This window comes from Pseudomonas sp. 14P5.3.2 (assembly GCF_057799175.1).
Genome location: NZ_JBYOKU010000010.1, coordinates 56,086 through 77,643, shown reverse-complemented (window position 1 = coordinate 77,643; position 21,558 = coordinate 56,086). Strand labels below are relative to the sequence as shown.

General features: G+C 61.6%; 21 protein-coding genes. 10 read left to right on the top strand and 11 right to left on the bottom strand.

Translation table 11 applies throughout. The features are described 5' to 3' along the window. Nucleotide 1 precedes the first annotated feature (1 nt). From AC27VU_RS10635 to AC27VU_RS10625, 3 genes are all read left to right on the top strand, one after another. Complete coding sequence (locus AC27VU_RS10635; RefSeq protein WP_371260449.1) at nucleotides 2-883, top strand: ABC transporter permease subunit; 882 nt, start codon at nucleotides 2-4, stop codon at nucleotides 881-883. Next, complete coding sequence (locus AC27VU_RS10630; RefSeq protein WP_003226106.1) at nucleotides 880-1,755, top strand: ABC transporter permease subunit; 876 nt, start codon at nucleotides 880-882, stop codon at nucleotides 1,753-1,755. The genes AC27VU_RS10635 and AC27VU_RS10630 overlap by 4 nt, the downstream gene beginning before the upstream one ends. A 166-nt stretch (nucleotides 1,756-1,921) precedes the next feature. Next, nucleotides 1,922-3,019 carry a polyamine ABC transporter substrate-binding protein gene (locus AC27VU_RS10625; RefSeq protein WP_103486685.1) on the top strand — a complete coding sequence of 366 codons (1,098 nt, stop codon included), beginning with the start codon at nucleotides 1,922-1,924 and terminating at the stop codon, nucleotides 3,017-3,019. 248 nt (nucleotides 3,020-3,267) lie between these two features. On the opposite strand, the gene thpR is transcribed toward AC27VU_RS10625, so the two are convergent. Further along, entirely contained in the window at nucleotides 3,268-3,807 is a 540-nt protein-coding gene (gene thpR / locus AC27VU_RS10620; protein WP_488724012.1) for an RNA 2',3'-cyclic phosphodiesterase, read from the bottom strand. A gap of 105 nt (nucleotides 3,808-3,912) precedes the next feature. On the opposite strand from thpR, the gene AC27VU_RS10615 reads away from it, so the two are divergent. Then, a complete protein-coding gene (locus AC27VU_RS10615) occupies nucleotides 3,913-4,107 on the top strand; it encodes a PIN domain-containing protein (RefSeq protein ID WP_103521551.1) in 195 nt (64 codons plus the stop codon). A gap of 186 nt (nucleotides 4,108-4,293) precedes the next feature. On the opposite strand, the gene AC27VU_RS10610 is transcribed toward AC27VU_RS10615, so the two are convergent. Together AC27VU_RS10610 and AC27VU_RS10605 are read right to left on the bottom strand one after the other, a co-directional pair. Next, nucleotides 4,294-4,647 carry a DUF1428 domain-containing protein gene (locus AC27VU_RS10610; protein WP_201137242.1) on the bottom strand — a complete coding sequence of 118 codons (354 nt, stop codon included), beginning with the start codon at nucleotides 4,645-4,647 and terminating at the stop codon, nucleotides 4,294-4,296. Nucleotides 4,648-4,649: 2 nt separating this feature from the next. Next, the gene (locus AC27VU_RS10605) at nucleotides 4,650-5,729 is read right to left on the bottom strand and encodes a hypothetical protein (RefSeq protein ID WP_488724011.1); all 1,080 of its coding nucleotides are present in this window, start codon (nucleotides 5,727-5,729) and stop codon (nucleotides 4,650-4,652) included. A gap of 302 nt (nucleotides 5,730-6,031) precedes the next feature. Here AC27VU_RS10605 and AC27VU_RS10600 point away from each other — a divergent pair, with 302 nt between their 5' ends. The 4 genes from AC27VU_RS10600 (at nucleotide 6,032) to paoC (ending at nucleotide 10,276) form a co-directional block, all read left to right on the top strand. Beyond that, entirely contained in the window at nucleotides 6,032-6,304 is a 273-nt protein-coding gene (locus AC27VU_RS10600) for a hypothetical protein (protein WP_003226119.1), read from the top strand. Nucleotides 6,305-6,507: 203 nt separating this feature from the next. Then, on the top strand, nucleotides 6,508-7,131 hold the full coding sequence (gene paoA, locus AC27VU_RS10595; protein WP_400506471.1) for an aldehyde dehydrogenase iron-sulfur subunit PaoA: 624 nt from the start codon (nucleotides 6,508-6,510) through the stop codon (nucleotides 7,129-7,131). Next, nucleotides 7,128-8,084, top strand: coding sequence for an FAD binding domain-containing protein (locus AC27VU_RS10590; protein ID WP_488724010.1), 957 nt, complete (start codon nucleotides 7,128-7,130; stop codon nucleotides 8,082-8,084). Before paoA ends, AC27VU_RS10590 begins: the two co-directional genes overlap by 4 nt. Continuing rightward, nucleotides 8,081-10,276 carry an aldehyde oxidoreductase molybdenum-binding subunit PaoC gene (paoC, locus tag AC27VU_RS10585; RefSeq protein WP_488724009.1) on the top strand — a complete coding sequence of 732 codons (2,196 nt, stop codon included), beginning with the start codon at nucleotides 8,081-8,083 and terminating at the stop codon, nucleotides 10,274-10,276. The genes AC27VU_RS10590 and paoC overlap by 4 nt, the downstream gene beginning before the upstream one ends. A 49-nt stretch (nucleotides 10,277-10,325) precedes the next feature. Here the strand turns inward: paoC and AC27VU_RS10580 are convergent, their stop codons facing one another. The 4 genes from AC27VU_RS10580 to AC27VU_RS10565 all read right to left on the bottom strand — a co-directional run bounded on the left by AC27VU_RS10580 (nucleotide 10,326) and on the right by AC27VU_RS10565 (nucleotide 14,924). Then, on the bottom strand, nucleotides 10,326-12,740 hold the full coding sequence (locus AC27VU_RS10580; protein WP_488724008.1) for a TonB-dependent siderophore receptor: 2,415 nt from the start codon (nucleotides 12,738-12,740) through the stop codon (nucleotides 10,326-10,328). Between the two features lie 136 nt (nucleotides 12,741-12,876). Then, the gene (locus tag AC27VU_RS10575) at nucleotides 12,877-13,839 is read right to left on the bottom strand and encodes a FecR family protein (RefSeq protein WP_400506630.1); all 963 of its coding nucleotides are present in this window, start codon (nucleotides 13,837-13,839) and stop codon (nucleotides 12,877-12,879) included. Continuing rightward, the gene (locus AC27VU_RS10570; protein ID WP_488724007.1) at nucleotides 13,839-14,372 is read right to left on the bottom strand and encodes a sigma-70 family RNA polymerase sigma factor; all 534 of its coding nucleotides are present in this window, start codon (nucleotides 14,370-14,372) and stop codon (nucleotides 13,839-13,841) included. The genes AC27VU_RS10575 and AC27VU_RS10570 overlap by 1 nt, the downstream gene beginning before the upstream one ends. A gap of 117 nt (nucleotides 14,373-14,489) precedes the next feature. Continuing rightward, the gene (locus AC27VU_RS10565; protein WP_488724006.1) at nucleotides 14,490-14,924 is read right to left on the bottom strand and encodes a (R)-mandelonitrile lyase; all 435 of its coding nucleotides are present in this window, start codon (nucleotides 14,922-14,924) and stop codon (nucleotides 14,490-14,492) included. Nucleotides 14,925-15,039: 115 nt separating this feature from the next. Between AC27VU_RS10565 and AC27VU_RS10560 the strand changes: the two genes are divergently transcribed. Further along, nucleotides 15,040-15,933, top strand: coding sequence for a LysR family transcriptional regulator (locus AC27VU_RS10560; RefSeq protein ID WP_488724005.1), 894 nt, complete (start codon nucleotides 15,040-15,042; stop codon nucleotides 15,931-15,933). Nucleotides 15,934-15,936: 3 nt separating this feature from the next. Here the strand turns inward: AC27VU_RS10560 and AC27VU_RS10555 are convergent, their stop codons facing one another. The 3 genes from AC27VU_RS10555 to AC27VU_RS10545 form a co-directional block, all read right to left on the bottom strand. Continuing rightward, nucleotides 15,937-17,181, bottom strand: a complete 1,245-nt coding sequence (locus tag AC27VU_RS10555) for an OprD family porin (protein ID WP_488724079.1) — start codon at nucleotides 17,179-17,181, stop codon at nucleotides 15,937-15,939. A 183-nt stretch (nucleotides 17,182-17,364) separates the two neighbouring features. Continuing rightward, nucleotides 17,365-17,844 carry a DMT family transporter gene (locus tag AC27VU_RS10550; RefSeq protein WP_003226134.1) on the bottom strand — a complete coding sequence of 160 codons (480 nt, stop codon included), beginning with the start codon at nucleotides 17,842-17,844 and terminating at the stop codon, nucleotides 17,365-17,367. 13 nt (nucleotides 17,845-17,857) lie between these two features. Next, nucleotides 17,858-19,258, bottom strand: a complete 1,401-nt coding sequence (locus tag AC27VU_RS10545; protein WP_488724004.1) for an amidohydrolase family protein — start codon at nucleotides 19,256-19,258, stop codon at nucleotides 17,858-17,860. A 113-nt stretch (nucleotides 19,259-19,371) separates the two neighbouring features. Here AC27VU_RS10545 and AC27VU_RS10540 point away from each other — a divergent pair, with 113 nt between their 5' ends. Next, on the top strand, nucleotides 19,372-20,265 hold the full coding sequence (locus tag AC27VU_RS10540) for a LysR family transcriptional regulator (RefSeq protein WP_262141544.1): 894 nt from the start codon (nucleotides 19,372-19,374) through the stop codon (nucleotides 20,263-20,265). On the opposite strand, the gene AC27VU_RS10535 is transcribed toward AC27VU_RS10540, so the two are convergent. Continuing rightward, nucleotides 20,262-21,458 (bottom strand): MFS transporter, encoded by a 1,197-nt coding sequence (locus AC27VU_RS10535; RefSeq protein WP_488724003.1) that lies wholly within the window; start codon nucleotides 21,456-21,458, stop codon nucleotides 20,262-20,264. The genes AC27VU_RS10540 and AC27VU_RS10535 overlap by 4 nt on opposite strands. Between the last annotated feature and the right edge of the window lie 100 nt (nucleotides 21,459-21,558).

Genomic DNA, 21,558 nt, shown 5'->3' with positions numbered 1-21,558 from the left:
GGTGCCCAGCGGGCGAAAGTTCGTCATCGGTATCCCGTTCATCTGGCTGTTCCTGTTCTTCATGTTGCCGTTTTTCCTGGTGATGAAGATCAGCTTCTCGGAAGCCGCGCTGTCGATCCCGCCGTACTCGGAGATCTACACCTACGCCGAACAGAAATTTCAGCTGATGCTGAACATCGGCAACTACACCATGCTCGGCGAAGACGAGCTGTACCTGTCGGCCTACCTCGGTTCGCTGAAAGTCGCGGCGCTGAGCACGATGATGTGCCTGGTGATCGGTTTCCCGATGGCCTATGCGATCACCAAGGCGAGCAAGGAAGCGCAAAACGTCCTGCTGCTGTTGATCATGATGCCGACCTGGACCGCGATCCTGATCCGCGTTTACGCGTGGATGGGCATCCTCAGCAACAACGGTCTGCTCAACGCGTTTCTGATGTGGACCGGGCTGACCGATCACCCGATCGAGATCCTCAACACCAACACCGCGGTGTATATCGGCGTGGTGTATGCGTACCTGCCATTCATGGTGCTGCCGCTGTACGCCAACCTGGTGAAGCACGATGGCAGTCTGTTGGAAGCCGCGTCGGATCTGGGTTCGAGCAACTTCAACAACTTCTGGAAAATCACCGTGCCGCTGGCCAAGAACGGGATTATTGCCGGCTGCATGCTGGTGTTCATTCCGGTGGTCGGTGAGTTCGTGATCCCGGAACTGCTGGGTGGCCCGGAGACGCTGATGATCGGTCGCGTGCTGTGGCAAGAGTTCTTCAATAACCGCGACTGGCCGGTGGCGTCTGCCCTGGCGGTGGTGATGCTGTTGATCCTGATTGTGCCGATTCTGCTGTTCAACCGCAGCCAGGCCAAAGAGATGGAGGCACGGGGATGAAACGCTTCGGTTTTTCCAAGTTCATGTTGATCTTCGGCTTGATGTTCATCTATCTGCCGATGCTGATTCTGGTGATCTACTCGTTCAACGCCTCGAAACTGGTGACGGTATGGGGAGGCTGGTCAGTGAAGTGGTACGTCGGCCTGCTCGACAACACGCAACTGATGGGCTCGGTGGTGCGCTCGCTGGAAATCGCCTGCTACACCGCGATTGCCGCCGTCGCACTGGGCACCCTCGCCGCCTTCGTCCTGACGCGAGTGACGCGCTTCAAGGGTCGCACGCTGTTTGGCGGTCTGGTGACGGCGCCACTGGTGATGCCTGAGGTGATCACCGGTCTGTCGCTGTTGCTGCTGTTCGTGGCGATGGCGCAGTTGATCGGCTGGCCGCAGGAGCGTGGCATCGTCACGATCTGGATCGCCCACACCACGTTTTGTGCCGCCTATGTAGCGGTGGTAGTCTCCGCCCGCCTGCGTGAACTGGATCTGTCGATCGAAGAAGCCGCGATGGATCTGGGGGCCAAGCCGTTCAAGGTGTTTTTCCTGATCACCATTCCAATGATCGCGCCGTCGCTGGCAGCGGGCGGGATGATGTCGTTCGCCCTGTCGCTGGACGATCTGGTGCTGGCAAGCTTCGTCTCCGGCCCGGGCTCGACCACGCTGCCGATGGAAGTGTTCTCGGCGGTGCGCCTGGGCGTGAAGCCTGAGATCAACGCGGTGGCGAGCCTGATTCTGCTGGCGGTGTCGCTGGTGACCTTCCTGGTCTGGTACTTCGGCCGCAAGGCAGAAGCCAACCGCAAGAAGGCGATTCAGGAAGCGATGGATCAGACAGCGAATGAGTCGTGGCAGCAGCCGCAACGCGCCGCCACTGCCTAAGCAGCACCGATGAACAACTGTGGCGAGGGAGCTTGCTCCCGCTGGGCTGCGCAGCAGACCCAAAAGCTTGTGAGCGCTGCGCACTCAAGCGGGAGCAAGCTCCCTCGCCACAGGCTTTATATACACCCGATGTGTGTTTTTGAATAAAAAGAATGGAGTTGTACCGATGAAAATGTTTGGCAGGACTCTGCTGACACTGTCCTTAATGGGCGCAATCGCCACGGGCGTCCAGGCCAACGACAAGGTGCTGCGTGTTTACAACTGGTCCGATTACATCGCGCCGGACACCGTCAAGAAGTTTGAAGACGAGACCGGTATCCAGGTGACCTACGACGTGTTCGACAGCAACGAAACCCTTGAGGCGCGTTTGCTGGCGGGCAAATCCGGCTACGACATCGTCGTGCCGTCCAACAGCTTCCTGGCCAAGCAGATCAAGGCCGGGGTCTACCAGCCGCTCGACAAATCGAAACTGTCGAACTGGAAAAATCTCAACCCGGTGCTGCTTAAAAACGCTGCCGCCAGTGATCCGGACAACGCCCACGCGTTCCCGTACATGTGGGGCTCTATCGGCATCGGTTTCAACCCGGCCAAGGTCAAGGAAGTGCTTGGCGCCAATGCCCCGACCAACTCCTGGGACTTGCTGTTCAAACCGGAAAATGCAGAGAAACTGAAGGCGTGCGGCATCAGCTTCCTCGACTCGCCGACCGAGATGATCCCGGCCGCCCTGCACTACCTGGGCTACCCGGTGAACGACAAGGACAAGGCGCACATCCTCGAAGCCGAAGCACTGTTCATGAAGATCCGCCCGTACGTGGCGTACTTCCATTCCTCGAAGTACATCTCGGACCTGGCCAACGGCAATATCTGCGTGGCGGTCGGTTACTCCGGTGACGTGCTGCAGGCCAAGGCCCGCGCGGTGGAAGCCGGCAACAAGGTGCAGATCGACTACAGCATTCCGAAGGAAGGCGCCGGCAGTTTCTACGACATGGTCGCGATCCCGCGCGATGCAGCGAACGTCGACAATGCCTACCTGTTCATGAACTTCCTGATGCGCCCGGACATCATCGCCGAGATCACCAACAGCAACGGCTACAGCAACGCCAACTCGGCGGCGACGCCGCTGGTGGACGAAGCGATCCGCAACGACCCGGGTTCGTATCCGTCGCAGGCGGTGATGGCGACGTTGTATGCGGTGCCGGATCAGCCGATTGCCACCCAGCGAATCATGACTCGCGGCTGGACCCGGGTGAAGCTCGGTAAATAGGCCAAGCGCAGATCCAAATGTGGGAGCGAGCTTGCTCGCGAAAGCGGTGGATCAAGCCATACAGATGTTGAATGAGCCGACGCCTTCGCGAGCAAGCTCGCTCCCACAGGGTCGGTGTTCACTCGCAGAATCATTGATTTCCCGTTCACGCAGCGCCTTACCACCGCTGCACCCTGCAATGAACGGCCTCACCTGGCTCCCTCGGCTCAGGTGAATTTCAGGCGCCCTCGGGCGCCTTTTTTTGTGGCTCAGATCAGCGGCCAATCCTGCAGAATCCGGTAGCGGCCCTTGTGCGATTCGAACAGGGCAAATCGCTCGGCACGCAGGAAAAATTCCGGCGGCGTTAGGGATTCCGGCGCCGGCGCGCGAAAATCCCGAGCCAATGTCATGTGGGGCCTATACTCGCGATTCGCCTCTTCAAAGCCGAACGGCAACATGGCCTGCTCCAGCGCATAGACCAACCGCAACAACGCTTGCGGAGCCTGTTCAGGCGCCAGCGACAACACCCCCGCCTTGTGCCAGACCTGCAGCCGATCCAGCGCAATCCGTAGCGCTTCGCCTGGAGTGCGCACTTTGTCTGCGGCCTCACACACCTCACCTATCTGCGCCAACGGCACCGCCCCGAGAAACAGCAGCGTCAGGTGGAAGTTGTCCGCAGGCACCGCTTTGCCGGTGCGCAACCCCAGATCGGCGCGCCACTGAGCGATGGCCATGCGTTGTGGCGGCGGGCAGTCGAGGGCGAAAAACAGTCGCTTGAACGGTTCATCCCTGCGCGCATCATCGGTCATGGCCCTGCTCCTTCGCTCGTCGATCGGCCGATTCTACACAGCCTTCTCTGACGACTGGCGACACCCGGCTATAGTTCAAGGATTGCCATCGAACCGGAGGTCGCCATGCGCGAGATCCTCAGCAAAGAACCGTGGTGGGCCAGGCCACCCTCCCCCGGGCAGGATGAAAGCGAGCTCGAGTGGGGCTGGCTGGTGCATTACAGCGAGGGTGAACCGCGTTTCGAATTCGTCCACGAGCGGCCAACGGAAGAGCAAATCCGCAACCGCAAAAGCTGCCGGATCACCCCCTCCCCAGAGTGATCACCCTCCCATGTGGGAGCGAGCCTGCTCCCACACTGGATTTGTGGCGTGCCCATGATCGTCGCCATCCGCAAAACCCTGTGGGAGCGTGGCTTGCCCGCGAAGAGGCCGGCACATTTTGCAAACCCGCTGACTGACACACCGCCATCGCGAGCAGGCTCACTCCTGCACGGAATCTGGTGAGTTTCAGGATTCAAGAATGTTCTTGAAGCCACCAAAGATCATGCGCTGGCCATCAAACCCCATCGGGTTGACGTCCGGTTGCATGCGCGGATCTTCCATCATTTTTGCCATGCCGGCATCGCGGGTGGCTTTGTCTGGCCAGATCAGCCAGCCGGACGACACCGTCTCGCCTTCCTTGAGTTTCACCGCCATCGGGAATGACGTGACTTTGCCCTCCGGCACGTCATCGCCCCAGCACTGAACCACCTCCTTCGCTCCGTATTCCTTGAACAGTTTCGCGGCGATCTCACAGTGTTTTTTGTACTGTTCGCGATTGGCAGTCGGCACGGGTGCTACAAAAATATCGATGTAAGCCATGATCACTCTCCTTGCACGTTGGGTTCGATCTGCTGGGTAGTCGATTCCGGCGGCCGCCATTCGACACGGTTGATGCCCAGTCCGACCGACGGTTGCTCTGCCCCGCCGAGGCTGCCTTCGACCTGCCCGGCGATATGCAGCGTACCGGCCATGACCCCGGTGGTCGGGTTCTGCAGCAGTTTCAGCCAAGCCTTGTCGAACGTGCTGCCCAGACTGCTGCGAATCAGCGCTTCGCTGTCGGGCCGGTCACTGGCCTGGATGATCGCGCGGATGCCCGCCACACCGATCGAGATCACCCCGCCGACCAGCTTGCCCGCCGCAGCCGCCACGGCACTGGCCGCCCCGCGCGGGGCCATCTCCGCTTCCATCCGCTGGCTGGCACGCTTGGCGACCGGCGCCATGCCGGCGTCGGTTCCAGCGATGCCCTTGCTGCCGCCCTCGGTGTGAATCTTGTCGATCAGTGCGGCATACGCCGGCAGCGTGTTCAGCGGTTCGGTGCTGACGATCTGATACAGCGAAGCATCCCGTGCGGGCGGCGGCCCCAGGGCAATGGCCGGGACTTTCTGCAGGTGCCCGTAGAGCTGGGCCACCGGCACACCGTAACGCTGGGCGATGAGTGGCATTTGCTTGGCCATCAACTGCGCATAAAACGCCGTAGCCTGACCGAGGATCGCGTCCGGATCGATCTCTACCGCCACCGGCGCCAGCACTCTTTTCTGATATTGCTCAAGCAGATAGGTCGCCAGGCGCTTGGTCGACGCATCCTGCTCGCCGCTGGCGCTGATGGTGTACCAACTGACTTTCATCGACAGCCATTCCTGGGTCCAGTAGCTGCTGAACCACGGAATGAAATTTTCTTCAGTTTGCTCATAGACGCGAATACGCCAATGTTCCATCGAACCTTGGGCAAACACCCTGACCTGCTCGGTGGACTGCTGCGAGGCGCTGACAATGTCGCGGTCGATTTGCTGCCAGGTGGCGGGTGAAACCACCACGGCAGGCGGCGTCACCGGGACCCGCGCCGAGGAGGCGCAGCCCGCCAGCAGCAACAGTGCGGCGACGCTCAGCGCACGCAGGTTCACGGTGGTGGAGTCCTTGAATGGAGGGAGACAGCATTGAGTATAGGTGTGTCAGTTTCCGGGGATGTTGGCTGTACCGCCGCCATCGCTGGCAAGCCAGCTCCCACAGAGTCCTTCAGTGAACATGAAGCCAATGAACACCCGAAAACCTGTGGGAGCTGGCTTGCCAGCGAAGAGGCCAGTCAATCCACCCCCTCTCTCAACCATCAACGCCGTCGATATTCACCATCGCCACGATTGCCTTCCGCCCACCAGCCGGCAGAGGCACGATTCACCCATCCGAGACGCAACGAGGAGTACCCATCATGATTCGCACCATCACCCTCTCCGTGAGCTTCCCGGTGTTCGGCAGCAACTACTACGACCAGCAGGTCGTCTCGCGCAAGACCCAAGCGCTGCTGTTCAACGAAGATTTCGACGATGTGCTGATGCCCGCCGCGAGCAATCACTTCAGCAATGAAGTGGTTGGCATCAACGATCAGTTCCGCTTTCTGAGCGACATACTCGCCACCCATTTGCTGGATCTCGAGGCCACCGCGCCTGCGCATTCCAGCGTCCGGGCGAGCGCTCATTTTTAATTGCCCTTCCCCTGCAGAAAATGCCGAAGGCTGCTTCTGCAGGGGCTTTTAATTCATGAGCCCTTCGCATAACTCTATAGCGAAAATCCGCAAAAACCTTTTCCTCTGATCATGGGTCAGTCTTGAAATGAGACTGGCAAACATGCCGGCGCGCCCGTTTGGGTCATTCAATACCCTGCCGCCTGATAGAGAGGAATTGAAGCATGACGCTTTCCAGACGCAAATTTCTGATCCTGGGCGCCGTAACGGCCGTGGCGTTTGCCATGCCGCCCTTCATCAGCCTCAAGGCCTATGCGGCCAATCTGGAGCAATCGGCCATGAGTAAAGTGACGATTCAAGTCAACGGTAAACCGCAATCCCTGGAAGTCGACAACCGCACCACCCTGCTCGACGCCCTGCGCGAGCACCTGCATTTGACCGGCAGCAAAAAAGGCTGCGATCACGGCCAGTGTGGCGCCTGCACGGTGATCGCCGATGGGCGCCGGATCAATGCCTGCCTGACCCTGGCGGTGATGCAAGACGGCAGCGAAATCACCACCATAGAAGGCCTCGGCATGCCCGACGCACTGCATCCGATGCAGGCCGCGTTCATCAAGCACGACGGTTACCAGTGCGGCTATTGCACGCCGGGGCAGATCTGTTCGGCGGTGGCAGTGCTCAAGGAAATTCGCGATGGCATTCCCAGCCACGTCAGCCCGAGCCTGACCGAAGCTCCACAACTGATCGCCAGCGAATTCCAGGAGCGCATGAGCGGCAACATCTGCCGTTGCGGTGCCTACTCGAACATCATCGAAGCGATCACTGAAGTCGCGCAGGTGCCGGCATGAGAGCGTTCAATTACAGCCGCGCCGACTCCCCCGCCGCAGCCGCTGCACTGGCGGCACAGGTCGAAGGCGCGAAGTTCATCGCCGGCGGCACCAACCTGCTGGACCTGATGAAACTCGACATCGAAACTCCGCCGCACCTGATCGACATCAACCACCTCGGTCTCGACCAGATCGAAGCCACCGCCGAGGGCGGCTTGCGCATTGGCGCGCTGGTGCGCAACACCGATCTGGCCGCCGACACCCGCGTGCGCAAGGACTACGCCCTGCTCTCTCGCGCCTTGCTCGCCGGGGCCTCTGGCCAGTTGCGCAACATGGCGAGCACCGCCGGCAACCTGCTGCAACGCACCCGTTGCCCGTACTTTTATGACGTCAATCAGGCCTGCAACAAACGCCAGCCCGGCAGTGGCTGCGCGGCGATTGGCGGGGTCAGTCGGCAACTGGGGCTGATCGGCGTCAGCGACGCCTGCATCGCCACCCACCCGAGCGACATGGCGATTGCGATGCGCGCCCTCGATGCGCAGATTGAAACGGTCAAACCCGACGGCAGCACGCGCAGCATCGCCATCGCCGATTTTCATCAGTTGCCGGGCAACACGCCGAACATCGAAACCAGCCTCACGCCCGGCGAGTTCATCACTTCGGTAACCCTGCCCGCCCCGGTTGGCGGCACGCACATTTATCACAAGGTGCGCGATCGCTCCTCCTATGCCTTTGCGCTGGTGTCGGTCGGTCTGATCCTGCAAAAGGACGGCAGCGGCCGTGTGGCGGTGGGTGGCATCGCGCCGAAACCGTGGCGGGTCGAAGCCGCCGAAGCATTGCTGCCCCAAGGCGCAAAAGCCGTCAGCCAACGCCTGCTCGACGGCGCCACGCCGACCCACGACAACCAATTCAAACTGACCCTGGTCGAGCGCACGCTCGGCTCGGTGTTGGCGCAAGCGAGGGACGAGGCATGAAATTCGACACGCCCGCCACCACCAATCCGATCGACCAGTTGAAGGTGATCGGCAAACCCACCGACCGCGTTGAAGGCCCGCTCAAAACCAGCGGTCAGGCGCCATATGCCTACGAGCAGCATCAGGCCGTGGCGAATCAGGCTTACGGTTTCATGGTCGGCTCGGCCATCGCCAAGGGCCGCATCAGCCACATCGATCTCGACGCTGCCGAAGCGGCGCCCGGCGTGCTGGCTATCGTCACCGCCGCCAATGCCGGCAAGCTCGGCAAAGGCAAATACAACTCGGCGCCGCTGCTCGCCGATTCCGAGGTGCAGCACTATCACCAGGCTGTGGCACTGGTGGTCGCCGAGACGTTCGAACAGGCCCGCGCCGCGGCGCAACTGGTCAAGGTCGACTATGTCACAGCCAAAGGCGAATTCGAGCTGGCCAACGTGCGCGACCAGGGTGTCGAAGACGACGAGTTACCCGACGTCACCCACGGCGATTTCGACTCGGCTTTCGCCGCCGCGCCGGTGCAGTTCGACCAGACCTACACCACACCCGACCAGTCCCACGCGATGATGGAACCGCACGCGACCCTGGCCGCGTGGAAAGGTGATCATCTGACCCTGTGGACCTCCAACCAGATGATTGCCTGGAGCGTCGGCGACATCGCCACCACCCTTGGCCTGCCCAAGGAAAACGTGCGCCTGATCTCGCCGTACATTGGCGGTGGCTTCGGCGGCAAACTGTTCATTCGTGCGGACGCGATTCTCGCCGCCCTCGGTGCGCGCCTGGCCAATCGCCCGGTGAAAGTCGCCCTCGCTCGCCCGCAAATGGCCAACAACACCACCCACCGCCCGGCCACGATCCAGCGCATTCGCCTGGGCGCGACGGCGGACGGCAAGCTCAGCGCCATCGCCCACGAAGGCTGGTCGGGCAACCTCAAGGACGGCAAGGTCGAAGTCGCCGCGCAGCCGAGCCAGTTGCTTTATGCCGGGGAAAATCGCCGGGTGACCATGCGCCGGGCGCCACTGGATCTGCCCGAGGGCAATTCCATGCGCGCGCCGGGTGAAGCGCCGGGGTTGATGGCGCTGGAAATCGCCATGGACGAGATGGCCGAGCAGCTCAAGCTCGACCCGATTCAGTTCCGCATCCTCAACGACACGCAGGTCGATCCAGTGAAAACCGAGCGCCCGTTCTCCCAGCGGCGACTGATCGAATGCCTGCAGACCGGCGCGGAAAAATTCGCCTGGAACCAGCGCAACGCCACACCCGGCAGCCGTCGCGAAGGTCGCTGGCTGATCGGCATGGGCGTCGCGGCAGCGATCCGCAATAACCTGTTGCTCAAGTCCGGCGCACGGGTGCGGCTGGAGCACGATGGCAAGGTCTCGGTGGAAACCGACATGACCGATATCGGCACCGGCAGCTACACCATCATCGCCCAGACGGCCGCCGAGATGATGGGCGTGCCTCTGGCGGATGTGACCGTGCGTCTGGGCGATTCAACCTTCCCGGTGTCGTCCGGCTCCGGCGGCCAGTTCGGCGCCAACTGCTCGACCGCCGGGGTCTACGCCGCGTGCATGAAACTGCGCGAAGCAGTGGCGACGAAGCTGGGCATGACCGGGGGTGACGTCGAGTTCGCCGACGGTCAGGTACGCGCCGCCGGCAAGACCCTGCCGCTGCGTGACGCCGCAAAAAATGGTGCCGTCGAGGCTGAGGACAGCATCGAGTTCGCCGACCTTGCCAAGCAGTATCAACAGTCGACTTTCGGTGCGCATTTCGTCGAAGTGGCAGTGGATGCAGCGACCGGCGAAGTCCGCGTGCGGCGCATGCTTGCGGTGTGCGCGGCGGGACGGATTCTCAACCCGAAAGCCGCGCGCAGCCAGGTGATTGGCGCGATGACCATGGGCGTCGGCGCGGCGTTGATGGAAGAGCTGGCGGTGGACAAGCGGCTGGGCTTTTTCGTCAATCATGACCTCGCCGGATACGAGGTGCCGGTGCATGCCGACATCCCGCATCAGGAGGTTATTTTCCTCGACGAGACCGACCCGATTTCTTCACCGATGAAAGCCAAGGGCGTGGGGGAACTGGGGATTTGTGGTGTGAGCGCGGCGGTGGCGAATGCGATCTACAACGCCACCGGGGCGCGGGTGCGCGAGTATCCGATTACGCTGGACAAGATCCTCTCTTCGTTGCCGCCGATGATCTGAAGCAGCTGCACAGAATCGCCCCTCCCTGCGCAGAGAGGGGCGTTCTCCATCACCAGCGATACGTCGCCGATGCCACGGCGGTGCGCGGATTGCCATACAGGCAACGGGTCGCGTCGTAGCAACCGGAGATGTAGTCGTCGTTGGTCAGGTTGGTGACGTTCAGCGCCAGTTTCCACGGCCCGGTCACATAGTGCGCCGAGGCATCGAACACGGTGTACGACGGGATGTTCAGCGAGTTGTCCGCCGCTCCCGGATTGCGTCCGACATAACGTACCCCAGCGCCAAGACCGAAGTTCTTCAACCAGCCGTCATGGAAGGTGTAGTCGCCCCACAGCGACGCCATGTTGCGCGGGATCGGGATGAACGTCGGGGTCTTGCCTTCGCTGACGTCATTGGCCTTGGTGATCTTCACGTCCTGATAGGTGTAACTGGCGATCACGTCCAGCTCACGGCTCATGCTGGCCGTGCCTTCCAGCTCGAAACCTCGGGAGCGGATTTCACCGGTCTGCACCGAGTAATTCGGGTTGACCGGGCCGGGCGTCAGCACGTTGGTCTGGGTGATCTGGAACACTGCGGCGGTCACCGAAGCGTTGGTGTCCTTGGGCGCGAACTTGATCCCGGCTTCGTACTGCCTGGCCTCGGTGGGGTCGAACGGTTTGCCGTTGGCATCCAGACCGGCGTTCGGGGTGAACGCGGTGGAGTAACTGACGTACGGCGCCAGGCCGTTGTCCGCCAGATACACCAGACCGGCACGGCCGCTGAAGGCTTCATCTTTCTGGTTGGTCGTGGTGTGTGCCAGATGATCCTGGGTTTCGCTGGTGGCCCAGTCATAGCGACCGCTGAGGGTCAGGCGCCAGTGGTCGTCGAATTTCAACTGATCCTGCAGGTACAGACCGGTCTGATTCAAAGTCGAATCGATGTTGCTCGGGTAACTTTTGTCCGGGTCGTTGAACACCGAACGGTCGAACGGCACGAATACCGGGTTATACGCATTGACCGGTGCCGCGAGGGCATAGACCTCTTTGTCGGTGGCATCCTGATGCTGGTAATCCAGACCCAGCAGCACCGTGTGATCGATGCCGCCAACGCTGAAATCGGCCTGCGCCTGATTGTCCACGGTCCAGCGTTTGTAGGTGAAGTCGGCGATGCCGGCCCAACGGTCGATGGTCGTCAGCGAGCCTTCCTGGAAGCCGCCGCCGTAGATCATGTTGTCGTTCAGATCGAGGTGCGAATAACGCAGATTCTGCCGCACTTGCCAGGTGTCGCTCAGGCGTTTGGAGAATTCATAACCGAATGAGTACTGGCGCTTTTCGTACTTCTGGAAGTCTTTGTCGGCCTCGAAGATGTTGCGCTTGATGTGGCCGTTGGGGTTGTAGTCGATGGTGCCAGCCGACGGATAGAAACCGTCTCCGGAGTTGCTGTCGTCGTACAGATAACTGGCCAGCAAGGTGAAGCGGGTGTCGTCGTCCGGCGCGAAGGTAATCGACGGCGCCAGCGCCTGGCGTTTGTCCTGCCACGGGGTGTCCTTGATGTCCTGATCGCGCAGCACGCCGACCATGCGGTACGACCACACGCCCTGATCGTCGAGCGGGCCGGTGCTGTCGAAGTTGATCTGCTTGCGCGCATCGGTGCCGTACTGCACGCCGACTTCGTTGGCTGCCACCGCGCTCGGACGCTTGGACACCTGGTTGATCACGCCACCAGGATCACCTTGCCCGTAGAGCACGCCGGCCGGGCCACGCAGCACTTCAACGCGTTCAAGCATGTACGGATCGACCATCCAGCTCGCCAGGTTGATGGTGGTCGGCAGTTGCAGGCTGTCGAGGTAAGTGGTCGGCGAGAAACCGCGAATCACTGTGTACCAGTCCGAACGATTGTTGGCGCCATAGCTCGACACGCCCGGGGTGTAACGCAACGCTTCGTTCACCGACTGCACGCCTTGCGCTTCCATTCGCTCGCGGGTGATGACCGAAATCGATTGCGGGGTTTCGTGGATCGGTGTGCCTGTCTTGGTCGCGCTGATGCTGTTCTGCGCGACGTAGCCGTCAACCGGCCCGAACGGTCCATCGACCACTTCCGGCGCACTGATCGACAGACTGTCGAGTTGCACCTGGCCGGCCCCCGACGGCAATGCCTGCAAGCGGTAAGTCGAACCGACCTGCACGGCTTCCAGACCGCTGCCACTGAGCAGCCGCGCCAGCGCCATTTCCAGGGTGTAGCGACCGTTCAGGCCCGGGGTCTGCTTGCCACGGGTCAGCGCCGGATCGAACGCCTGCGCCACCCCAGCCTGCTCGGCCAACGTACTCAGAGCCACGCTCAGGTCACCGGCCGGCACCGCGAAGGTTTGCACGCGGCTCTGGGCGACACTGGTGTCGTCAGCGACCGCCGGCAGCGCGGCACCGGCGAGAAAGATCGGAAACAGCGCGGCAGCGAGTGGATGCAGCCGGACAACGGGGCGGGTCATGGGTGGATTCCTGGAAGTTGTTTTGGTTTCTCAGGCCATGACGGGTGAGTTCGGGAAAGGGACAGTGGACCGTTGATTTATTTTTTAAACCACTGAAATCCACTGTAGGAGTGAGCCTGCAGGTTTTGTATCGGGTTCAGGATTCGGGTTTGATCAACACCAGCCAATCGGTAAAACGCTGCACGCGGATCGGCAGGTTGGTCTGCAAGGCCGCCAGCGCCGCGTTGCTGTCGCCGAGCGGAAACGAACCCGACACTCGCAGTCCGGCCAGCGCCTGCCGATCAAAATGCATGACGCCCGAGCGATATCGCGCCAGCTCATCAAGCACTTCCACCAACGGACGGTCGTCAACCTTGAGCACGCCGCGTGTCCAGCTCGCCGGGTCGCTATGGCCCAGTGACGTCGGGCTGTCGACATGGTCGGCAAACACCGTGGCCTGCTGACCGGCCGCGACACGCACAGCGTTCTCCGGATGCTCGACCGGGCGTGCGGCAATCGCTGATTCCAGTACGGTAACCCGGGTCTGCCCGGCTTCGCGACGCACCAGAAACTGCGTGCCAAGTGCTGTCACGGTGCCGTGCTCGGTGCGCACCACGAATGGCCGCTGCGGGTCCTTCGCCACCTCGACCCACAGTTCGCCGCGCTTGAGATCGATCAGCCGTTGCTGGCCGTCGAAATGCAGGTCCACCGCCGAGTCGCTGTTAAGCTTCAAATGACTGTGATCGGCCAGCATCAAATCGCGCCGCTCGCCCACGGCAGTACGTTGGTCGGCCAGCCACACCGGCCCCTGCTGCACGCCTTGCCACGCCACGCTTGCGGCGATCAGCACAGCCAGGCACGTGCCGGTGCGGCGCAGGGTGCTGCCGCGTTTCGATGTCAGCACCCGGTCAAGGGTCTTGCGCGCGCGGCTGTTGGGCAAGCCGTCAAAACGCCCCCATAGCAACGCCAGACGTGACGCCGCCAGCGCATGACTCGGGTCGGCCTCACGCCATTGGGCGAACGCCTGACGCTGCTGCTCACTGGCCTCGCCGGAATGCAGCAGCGACAGCCATTGCGCCGCTGCGACCACCGTTTCATGACTCGGCTCCGACCCGCTGATCACGGCGCACCGCCATACAACGCGACATAGCAATGCACCATGACCTGAGCGATGTACTGCTTGATCATGCTTTTTGATACGCCGAGATGTTCGGCAATTTCGGCGTGGCTCCAGCCATCCAGACGATTGAGCAGAAACGCCCGGCGCGGTTTCTCCGCCAGACCTTCGAGCAGACGCGCGATGGATTCGAGCAATTCGATGATCTGATGGAAATCTTCCGGGCTGATCGCCGCCGCGTCTACGCTTTCATGCGCGAGCACCGCCAGATACGCCCGCTCCAGCTTGCGCCGGCGCTCGCCATCGATCAGCAGACGAATTGCCGTGGTCGTCAGGAAGGCCCGTGGCTCCTGCAAACGCTCGGGCTCGGCGAGAGTCAGCACGCGGATAAAGGTGTCCTGCGCCAGATCCGCCGCCCGTTGCGAACAACCAAGCTTTTTGCGCAGCCAGTTCTGCAACCAGCCGTGATGGTCGCTGTAAAGCAACGACAGCAACTGATTGCGCGGGGATTGGGCGGAAGGAAAATCAGCGGGCACAGCGGCATCCTGGAGGGGGGCAACCTACATGAATGCGAATATATTTCATTTGGTAACAAGTGTCACTACGCACGAAAAACGCTAGCGCACTTACATGGGGTACAAGGGCTCAGGGCGTCATTCCGCTTTCTGATACTGCGCATCAGTGACCTGCTCCATCCAGTCCACCACCTTGCCATCGAGCACTTCGGCGATCGCTATATGGGTCATCGCGGTATTCGCCGCAGCGCCGTGCCAATGCTTGGCACCGGGAGCGATCCATACGGTATCGCCAGGGCGAATCTGCCGAATCGGCTGGCCCCACTCCTGTACAAAACCGGCGCCGGCGGTGACGATCAACGTCTGCCCCAATGGATGGGTGTGCCACGCCGTGCGCGCGCCCGGCTCGAAGGTCACCGTGGCGCCGCTGACGCGGGCGGCATCGCTGCCCTTGAATGGCGCATCGACACGCACCGTGCCCGTGAACCAGTCTGCCGGGCCCTTGGCCGAGGGCTGAGAACCGTTGGCGGTGACGATTACACGTGGGACCTGCGCAGTTGCAATTGAATTCATCACAAGACTCCAAAGTTGTACGAGAGCTCCTACAGGGAACTTGCGTCACTTTAACGAGCCAGACTCTTCAGATAATCGACTAGAATTCGAAAAAACTTATGCAGGACACTCATCAATGCTTCGAGAAAACGCCAGTGACCTGCTCGCCTTCCTCGCCGTGGCCCGCGAGCGCAGTTTCACCAAAGCCGCGGCCAGACTCGGCGTCTCGCAATCGGCGCTCAGCCATACCATCCGCGCCCTCGAAGCGCGCCTGGGCCTGCGCCTGCTGACCCGCACCACGCGCAGCGTCTCCCCGACCGAGGCCGGCGAACATCTGCTGCAGACCATCGGTCCGCGCTTCGAAGAGATCGAACTGGAACTGGCCGCCCTGAGCAACCTGCGCGAAACCCCGGCAGGCCGGATCCGTATCAGCGCCACCGACCATTCGCTTAACTGGCTGCTGCGTCCGGTGCTCAAGGAATTTCTGCCCAAGTACCCGGACATCTCCGTCGAGGTGTGCTGCGACTATGGCTTTGTCGACATCGCCGGGCAAGGCTTTGACGCCGGCGTGCGCCTGGGCGAAGACGTGGCACAAGGCATGATCGCCACCCGCATCGGCCCCGACATGCGCATGGCGGTGGTCGGCTCGCCGGCCTATTTCGCCAAACGTGAAAAGCCGCAAACACCGCGGGACCTGACCACCCACGCCTGCAACAACCTGCGCCTGCCGACCAACGGCGGGCTGTACACCTGGGAGTTCGAGAAGGACGGCGAAAGCCTCAAGGTGCGGGTATCCGGGCAGGTCACCCTGAACGGCGTCTACCCGCTGCTCGACGCCGCACTGGACGGTTTTGGTCTGAGCTACATCCCGGAAAACATCGTCGCTCCGTATCTCGCCGACGGGCGTCTGCTGCAAGTGCTGGCAGACTGGTGCCCGACCTTCGCCGGTTATCACCTGTACTACCCGAGCCGACGGCAGGCGGCGCCGGCGTTTGCGTTGTTGGTGGAGGTGCTGCGGTATCGCGGATGAACTTCACCACAGCGCTTTGGTGTAGGTGATGAGGATCCGTGTTTCATCGGCATCGCGGCTGAACGACGAGCGATAAGTCGCGTTGCGCAAACGCAAGGCAACGTCCTTGAACGTGCCGCTCTGGATCACGTACTTGACCTCGGTATTGCGTTCCCATTCCTGGCTGGTCTTGCCGGCCACTTGCGCATGATCGGCATCGATGTAGCGGCTCATGAAAGTCAGGCCGGGAATGCCCAAGCGCTCGAAATCGAAGTCATAACGCACTTGCCACGAGCGCTCCTTCGCTTCGGCGAAATCGCCGATCTGCGCATAGTTGACCAGATAGGCATCGCTGCCCTCGACGTAGGGAAATGCGCTGTCGCCGAGCATCGCCTGATAGCCGACGCTGACCTTGTGCCCGCCCGCAGCGTAACCGAACATACCGTTGAGCGCCTGATTGCGGATCTTCCCGGCCTTCGCCGCGCCCTGGCTTTCACTGGAGAAAAACCGCAGATCGCTGCTCACCGTGCCGCCGGCCATGGGCCGCGTATCGGTGAGACCGACGAAGTGTTGATCGTAGACATCGCTCAGCGACGCGTAGTGATAACTGACCTTGAGGTTGTCGTTCACCTGCCGATCCACGCCGACCAGATTCAGGTGCGCGCCCTGGGCATTGGTGACGAAGCGGTTGTTCTTGTTGTTCAGCGCAATCGGCTCGTAGCTGGTGTCATTGCGCCCCTTGACCCGATCCAGTTGCCCCGCCGTCAGCACCACACCCGGCAGATCCTGCGAGATCACCATCGCACCCCGAAACGACTGCGGCAGGATCATCCCGTCCTGCGGGCGCAGTGTCGGCAGGACCGGGATCAACGACCCGGCCTTCAGCTCGGTTTTGGCGATTTTGACCTTGGCCGTCACCCCCAATTTGCCGTACTCGCTGGCTGCGCGCCCATCGCTGCGCACCGGCAACAAACCGCTGCCGGCGCGATCGGGACTGGAATCCAGACGCACACCAACCATGCCCAGCAGGTCGACCCCAAACCCCACCAACCCCGGCGTATACCCGGACTCGAACTTGAGCATCAGGCCCTGTGCCCACTCCTCGCGTTTTGATTGCAGGGTTGATGGGCCGTCACGGAAATCCCGATTGAAGTAGACGTTGCGGGTTTCGAACGACGCATGAGAGTCGGCGAAAAAATCCGCGTGAGCTCCGTTGCTCAAACTTGCCAGCAGCAATGCGCCGGCCAGGGTCGACAATCCATTGCGCATCCCCGAATGAATGAATGCAGTCACGGCGACACCTATGAAGTTGTTCGTAGAAGACTCAGGCAAACCCGTATCCCCCTGTGGGAGCGGGCTTGCTCGCGAAAGCGTCAGTACATCCAGCACCTTCATTGCCTGATACACCGCTGTCGCGAGCAAGCCCGCTTCCACATGTGGCAGATTCGCGGTTCAGAAAGACCGGGCGAGCATCGCGATCAGTCGCTCACCAAATAGCGTCAGCGCCACGCCCAGCAGCACCACCACTGCGCCCGCGATCTTGATCGATGCCGCCGGACGGACCACTGCGCCCAGCCAGCCGAAGTGATCGATCGCCACCGACGACAGCAACTGCCCGGCGATGACCAGCACCAGCAGATTCGCCAGACCGATACGCGGCGCCAGCCACACGGTGCAGAAAATCGCCCCGGCACCGAGCACGCCACCGACCAGACGCCAGCCGGGTTGCGCCGGGATCACACTCAAGGCATCGCCCAGACCACCGCGCATCCATGCCAGTGCACCCAGCACCAGCATGCCGCTGAGAAACGAGTAGAACGCCGCTGCCAGCGTGTTGCCGGTCATGGCCCCGGCCAACTGACTGTTAACCGCCGCTTGCACGGCAATCGCCACACCGGCCAGCAAGGCCAGCACAAAGGAAATCAGGATCATGACCGTGCACCTCTCAGTGGGCATGTAGCGGGGCGAAATGCTCCGCGAAAGGATCAGGGCTGTAACCGGCGGCATTGAACAGGTAGCTGCACGACTCTTCCGTGGCCCGGTTCAGTTGTTCGCGATCCACGCCCAGCACCACACCGGCCTGTTTGCGGATGCGCCCGGCAATGATCACGGTGTCGATATCGCCACGTTCGGCGGCATGCACCACCGTGCCTAGCGCGTTGTTCGACGGGTAGACGCTGAGGTTGTCGGTGCGGATCAACACAATGTCGGCCTGCTTGCCCGGAGTGATGCTGCCGATGCGCGTCTCGAGTCCCGCACACGCCGCGCCATCAAGGGTGGCGGCTTTGAGCAGTTGCGCGGCGCTGACCAGTTCCGGCGCAGGCTGACCATGGAAACGCGCACTGTGCGCAGCCGCCCGTTGCAGGTAAAACGCCACGCGCATTTCACCGAACATGTCGCCGCCGTAAGAGCTTTCGTTGTCGACGCTCAGGCCCGGATGCAGGCCGTGATCGACAGCTTTCTGCCAGGCGAACACGCCGTCTTCGAGCCCGTAGTGCGCGTCGGAGCGCGGGCAGACGTTCACCTTGACCCCGGCGTGGCGCAGGATCGACCAACCGTGATCCGGCAGGCAGGTGCAGTGGTTGAAAATATTGTCCGGGCCCAGCAGGCCCTCTTCGTGCAGCGCATCCAGCTCCGCCGCCATACCGGCGCCGAAGAATTCGGTGACGATATTCAGGCCCAATTCGCGGGCAACTGCCCATTGTTCGCGGTCGAGTTGCGCCATCATCGCCAGGGTCACCAGCGAGTCGGGCGAACCGGCGTACTTGTCTTTGATACGGCGCAGATCGCCCGGCCACTGCGTGGACTCCCACTCACCGGACAACGGCGCACCCGGCGCATGCACCGCGCGGATGCCGGCGTCGTGCAAAGCGTCGATGGCCGCATCGGAATGCGCGCCGCTGCGGGCGTTGTGTGAGTTATCGATGATGGTGGTGATGCCGGCGTTGATCGCACCCAGCGCCGTCAGCAGGTTGCCGACGTACATATCTTGCGGACGGTAGTATTTGGCAAAGGAAAAATGCGTGGCGTTGCAGTAGTCTTCAAGCGTCGGCGAGTTCGGGTTGATCCGGCGCAACTGACCTTCCCACGCGTGGCGATGGGTATCGACCATGCCGGGAATCACGATCATGCCTTTGGCATCGATGACTTCAGCGTCGTGAGCATTGAGTCCTACGCCGACCTCGACGATTTCCGTGCCACGAATCAGCACATCGCCTTCGATGAAATTGCCCAGGCGTTCGTCCTGGGTGACCAGGGTTCCGCCCTTGATCAGTAGCAAGCGTTGAGCATCGGGCAACGGTTTTAGCGCGGAAGTCAAAACATCGAAATGAGCATTGAAAGACATGGTGGGCTCCAGGGTGACGGTCGGCGCATTGGCCTGTAGCCGCATTGTCTGACCCGGAAGCTTTATTTAGAATGCCAAAACATCTACAAACATTGTGAAGCTGGGCATACATAATGCGCGACCAAGAGTTTGGCCATCTCAGGGCATTTTTTGCCGTTGCCCGCGAGCGCAATTTCTCCCGCGCCGCCCAAGCGCTGGGGGTTTCAGCGTCGGCACTGAGCCAGACCATCAAGGGTCTGGAAGAGCGTCTGGGGGTACGCCTCCTCAATCGCACCACGCGCAGCGTGTCGACCACCGAGGCCGGGAGTAAATTGTTCGAACGCCTGGGCGAGATCTTTGCCGATCTGGACGCAGCGCTGGAACAACTCAACGACTACCGCGACACACCGGTCGGCACCCTGCGCATCTGCGCGCCGCAGGTAGCGATGCTGCACTTCATCCAACCGATCCTGCCGGCATTTCAAGCGACCTACCCGGACATCAAGCTCGAACTGACCACCGACGACAGCACCGCCGACATCGTTGCCCAAGGCTACGACGCGGCGATTCGTCTGGGTGAGTTCATCGAACAAGACATGGTCGCGCTCAAACTCAGCGAACCGCTGACGCAGATCGCCATCGCCTCGCCCGACTACCTGCAAGGCAAACGTCGCCCGCACGAGCCGGCCGACTTGCTGGATCACCGCTGCGTAAACTGGCGGCGTTCCGGGGAGTCCGGGCTGTACAAGTGGCGGTTTTTCCGCGATGGCATGCCGTTCGAATTGAGCGTGAAAGGTTCTCTGGTGGTCAGTGACTGCGCCGTTGCCATGCAATCGGCGCTGGATGGGCTGGGTATCACGGTATGGATCCGTGAGTGGATCAAGGACGAACTCGACAGCGGTGCACTGGTGGCGCTGCTGGAAGAGTGGTCGACACCCTTCCCCGCGTTCTACCTGTATTACCCGAGCAATCGCCAGATGTCGTCAGCGTTGCAAGCCTTTATCGGCGCTCTGCGCAAGGCGCACTAGGCGACGCTTGCCCCGCTCAGGTTCGGGCGCTCTTCACGACCGCCATAGAACATGGCCTTGGCGCCAATCGTCAGCAACGACAGCAGCGCAAACAGCAACCCGCACCAGATCGTGCCCGGCAGGCCCCAGGTGTCGATAAACACCCCACCGATCCACGAACCGAGGGCGATCCCGGCATTGGCCGCCGACACATACAGGCTGGTGGCGAACGAATGCGCCTCGGGCGCGGCGCTGGTCAGCCACATCTGGGTGATGATCATGCCGCTGGTGTGAATCGCGCCCCACAGCAGCACGATAAGCAACATCGAGCCCAGCGAAGCACTGCCGAACACCGCCAGAATCAGGTAGGCGATGCTCAACAGAATCGGAAACAGCAACGCAGTCGCCACCAGATGTGTGGCCAGTGCGCGCCCGGCCAACAGGTTGCCCAGCACCCCGCCGACACCGAAGATCACCAACAGGAAACTGATGGTTTCACCGTCCAGGCCGGTCTGGTTTTTCAGGTATTCGGCGGCGTAGCTGTACACCGCAAACTTGGTGGTGAACACCAGCACCGTGGCGATGATCGCCAGCCACACCGGCGGCTTTTTCAGGATCGACAGCTGACTTGCGAAGCTCTCCGGCGCAGCATTCTGCCGAGGCAGCCTGAGCAGCAATCCGAGCCCGGCGAGCAAGGTCGCGACGGCGCAGAACAGAATCGACGCCTCATAAGAAAACCGCCCGGCGACCCATGCGGTAATCGGCACACCGAACACCAGTCCGAGGGTGGTACCGATGAAGGCGACCGTGGTCGCGTGGGTCGCCCGCTCCCTGGGGTACAGCGAAATCGCCGCAGCAAACGCCGCCGAGAAAAACACCGGGTGCAACATCGCCGGAACAATACGCAGCGCCATCAACGTCGAATAGTTCGGTGCATAGGCCGACAGCACGCTGCTGACGGAAAAACACAGCAACGCACCGACCAGCACTTTCTTGCGGTCGAACCGCGAGAACACCAGCACCAGAAACGGCCCGGACAGCGCGACGATGAACGCGAACAGGCTCATCAGCAAACCGGCCTGGGCGACACTGACACCGAAACGCTCGACGATCAGCGGCAGAATGCCGACCACGCCGAGTTCCAGGGTGTACAGCCCGAACAGGCCCAGAATGATGAAGGGCATGACGGACATGGGATGGGGGGAACGGTTCATAGACTCTCATCAAAAAAAAAGAAAAATTACCCAGACAACACGGCCCCTTGTAGGAGTGAGCCTGCTCGCGATGGCGGTGTGTCATTCGGCATCATCGGTG